Source organism: Frankia tisae (assembly GCF_025403405.1).
GTDB lineage: Bacteria > Actinomycetota > Actinomycetes > Frankiales > Frankiaceae > Frankia > Frankia tisai.
This window is the reverse complement of the sequence record NZ_JANEZT010000512.1, coordinates 1-3576: the sequence shown is the minus strand read 5'-3', so window position 1 is coordinate 3576 and position 3576 is coordinate 1. Positions and strand designations below refer to the sequence as shown.

The following is a 3576-nucleotide window of genomic DNA, read 5'->3' as shown; positions in this document are numbered from 1 at the left end:
GAGTCCAACCGTGGGGAGACAGCCCGCCGGGTCCGACCGCGGGTCCGACCGCGGGGGGTTCGGGGGGGCTCGGCCCCCCCGGCAAAATAAAGGAAGCCCCTACCGGCGCAGCATGCTCCGGTAGGGGCTGACGTGGGCGAGGGGGGAGTTGAACCCCCACGTCCGCTAGGACACACGGACCTGAACCGTGCGCGTCTGCCATTCCGCCACTCGCCCGAGTGGGACTATCTCTTGACCAGGGGACACGCTATCACGCCGGAGATGTCCGCTGCGTCGGGGGGCCACCAACCGCGATGGACATGTCAAGAGCCAAGCCGTGGGGCGTCCACGCCCGGGGGCATACGATCTCACAGACCGGGAGAAGGGAGGTCGAGCATGGGCGTGCTACAACGCTTCGAACGGCGCCTGGGCGGCCTCGTCGAGGGTGCGTTCGCCAAGGTGTTCAAGGGTGGGGTCGAGCCCGTGGAGATCGCCAGCGCGCTGGCCCGGGAGACCGACGACCGGCGGGCGGTCAGTTCCAACCGCGTGCTGGTGCCCAACGAGTTCGCCGTGGAGCTCGCCAGCGGCGACTTCGCCCGGCTCTCCCCCTACGACCGGGCGCTGTGCGACGAGCTGGCCGAGATGGTCCGCGAGCATGCGGCCGAGCAGCGGTACACCTTCGTCGGCCCGGTGTCCGTCCGCATGTCCGAGGCGACCGACCTCGACGTCGGCGTCTTCCGGATCCGCAGCAGCGTGGCGGCGGCGGATCCGGGGGTGGTGAGCGGGCGCCGCGGCCGCCCGCGCCCGAGCGCGCCCGGCACTCCCCATCTACTGATCACGACGAAGGCCCCGGGCGGGACGGGTGGCGGCGGGGAGCGGGAGTACCCGCTGGACGCCGAGACCACCGTCATCGGGCGCAGCGTCGAATGCGACATCCGCCTGAACGACACCGGGGTGTCCCGGCGGCACGGGGAGATCCGCCGACTGCCGGACGGGCAGTTCCTCTACGTCGACGCCGGCTCGACGAATGGCAGCCTCGTCAACGGCCGCGCGGCCACCCAGGTCAAGCTCGTCAGCGGGGATCGGATCGAGCTCGGCACCGCGACCATCGTGTTCCGCCGCGAGGACGGCCGAGGCATCGGCGCGAGCCGGTCGCCCTCGCGGGCCACCCCCCCGCCGGAGCGGGTCGGGCATCGGGCGACGGCCCCGCCGGACCGGCGCCCCACGCCTGCGCCGGACGACCCGTATCGGCGGGGCTCGTCCCCCCGCGTCGGCCGGGCGGATCCGTACGCCGAGCGTGAGCCGCGCGGTGGCCAGCCCTACCCGACGGACCCGCACCGGGACCGCCCCGCCCGGGCGGGCAGTGACCCCGGCTACCGCGACCGCGCGCCCGACGGCGGCCGGGCTCGCGACCAGGCCCGCCCGCCGCGCCGGGACCCGGACCCCAGGGACCCGGACCCCAGAGACCCGGACCCCAGAGACCCGGGCCGCAGAGACCCGGGCCGCAGAGACCCGGGCCGCAGAGACCCGGGCCGCAGAGACCCGGGCCGCAGTGGCGGGCACGACCCGTACGGCCGTGATCCGCGGGACCGCCGCGACGACGCCCCCCGCCGGCCGGGCTCCTACCGCGAGGACGCCGCCGATCGCGAGCCGGGCCAGCCCGCCCGCGGCGAGGCGGGGTCCGACGGCGGTCTCGAAGCGTTGGACGACGTGTACGACGCGCAAACGCGCCTGCCAGGCCAGCCCGACCTGCCACGGCCGGGCGACGGCGGGCGCGGGCGGGCGCGGCCGGATCGGAGCTGGTAGCAGCCGATGGATCCGACCGAGCCCAGCGAACTCGTCCTGCTGATCGTCAAGATTGGCTTTCTGGCCCTGCTGTGGGGATTCGTCCTCGTCGCCGTGCGCGCCGTCCGGCTGGACATGTTCGGCCCGACGAAGCGCCAGCAGCGGCGCGAGCCACCCCCGATGTCGCGGCCGACACCCTCTCGAACCCCACCCCAACCAGCTCGCAAGCCACAGTCTCCGAGCAAACTCGTGGTGACCAAGGGGCACTTGTCAGGCACAACAATTCCCCTAGGATCGTCACCTGTCACCATCGGACGGGCACAGGACTCGACTCTGGTCCTCGAGGATGACTTCGCATCAGGGCGGCATGCGAGACTCGTGCCCCACGACGGACAGTGGTTCGTCGAGGACCTGGGCTCGACCAATGGCACATTCCTCAACCGTTCGAAGGTGACCAGTCCCATGCCGGTACCTCTCGGCGCGCCGGTCAGGATCGGGAAGACGGTCCTGGAGCTCCACCGGTGAGCCTCAGGCTTCACTTCGCCGTTCGCTCGGATGTCGGGCATGTACGGGAAGGAAACGAAGACTCCGCCTACGCCGGGCAGCGCCTGCTGGCTGTGGCCGACGGCATGGGCGGGCACGCCGCGGGCGAGGTCGCCAGTTCCATGGTGATCTCCCGTCTGGCCGATCTCGACGACGACATCGACAGCGACGACCTCGTGACGGAGCTGAACGAGGCCGTCCGCGATGCCAACCGCCAGCTGCGCGAGATGTCGCTGGAGAACAGTGCCCTGGACGGCATGGGCACCACGGTGACCGCCGTGCTCTCGTCCGGGGACATGCTCGGGGTCCTGCATGTCGGGGACTCGCGGGCCTACCTGCTGCGCGAGGGCATCCTCAGCCAGGTCACCCATGACCACACGCTGGTCCAGGACCTCGTCGACCAGGGCCGGATCACCCCGGAGCAGGCGAACACACACCCCCAGCGCTCCCTGCTGATGCGTGCGCTGGACGGCCGCGAGGTCGAGCCCGACCTGTCGGTGCGTCAGGCCCGGGACGGGGACCGCTACCTGCTGTGCACCGACGGTCTGTCGGGGGTGGTCAGCGAGGAGACGATCCTGGAGACGCTGCTGCTCCCCACGCCGCAGGATGCGGTGGATCAGCTCGTCGACCTGGCGCTCAAGGGCGGCGGCCCGGACAACATCACGGTCGTGGTCGCAGACATCTCCGAGGACCGCGGGGAGGAGCGGCCCTACCCGCTGGTCGCCGGGGCGGCGGCGGAGAAGCGGTCGGTACCCAGGGCGGCCTCCGCGCGCAGCGGGCCCGACCCGCGTTACCCGGACACCGAGTCCGCGGCGGCAAAGGCTGCCCGGATCGGCCGGCCGGGCTTTCACCGCCGGGACCGTCAGGAGCAGGCCAGCGACCGCGGCGATGGCGAGAGCGACGACGGGGACGGGGACGGCCGACGCCGATCGGGGCGGCGGGTGCTGTTCGTCTCGACTGTCGTGTTCGTCCTCGTCGTCGCGGGCGCCGCGGCGGGGTGGACCTATGTGCGTGGCCAGTACTATGTCGGCGTCGACGGCGAGGGGCGGGTGGCCCTGTTCCAGGGGGTGAAGGGAAGCATCGCCGGCGTCCATCTGTCGTCGGTGCTCTCCCAGAGCCAGTTGCTGTCCGAGGTTGCCCCGGCCGATCAGGACGACCTGCGCCACGGCATCCCGGCCGACAGCCGGGGCGAGGCAGAGCAGATCATCGCGCGGCTGCACACGCCGAGCCCGACGCGGCCGGCGGCCAACACGACGCCCAGCCCGTCCC

Annotated in this window: 3 protein-coding genes and 1 tRNA gene; 3 read left to right on the top strand and 1 reads right to left on the bottom strand. The window is 72.5% G+C overall.

Going from position 1 to position 3576, the window contains the following annotated elements; all coding sequences use genetic code 11:
* Nucleotides 1-133: 133 nt before the first annotated feature.
* A tRNA-Leu gene (locus tag NBZ85_RS28985) sits at nt 134-216 on the bottom strand.
* 159 nt (nt 217-375) lie between these two features.
* Here NBZ85_RS28985 and NBZ85_RS28980 point away from each other — a divergent pair.
* From NBZ85_RS28980 to NBZ85_RS28970, 3 genes are all read left to right on the top strand, one after another.
* Nucleotides 376-1785: an FhaA domain-containing protein gene (locus NBZ85_RS28980; protein WP_261563132.1), complete on the top strand. Its 1410-nt coding sequence runs from the start codon at nt 376-378 to the stop codon at nt 1783-1785.
* Nucleotides 1786-1791: 6 nt separating this feature from the next.
* Nucleotides 1792-2289 (top strand): FHA domain-containing protein FhaB/FipA, encoded by a 498-nt coding sequence (locus tag NBZ85_RS28975; protein ID WP_261560463.1) that lies wholly within the window; start codon nt 1792-1794, stop codon nt 2287-2289.
* On the top strand, nt 2286-3576 hold a 1291-nt coding region (locus NBZ85_RS28970; RefSeq protein WP_261563131.1), incomplete at its 3' end, for a Stp1/IreP family PP2C-type Ser/Thr phosphatase. The genes NBZ85_RS28975 and NBZ85_RS28970, both read left to right, overlap by 4 nt.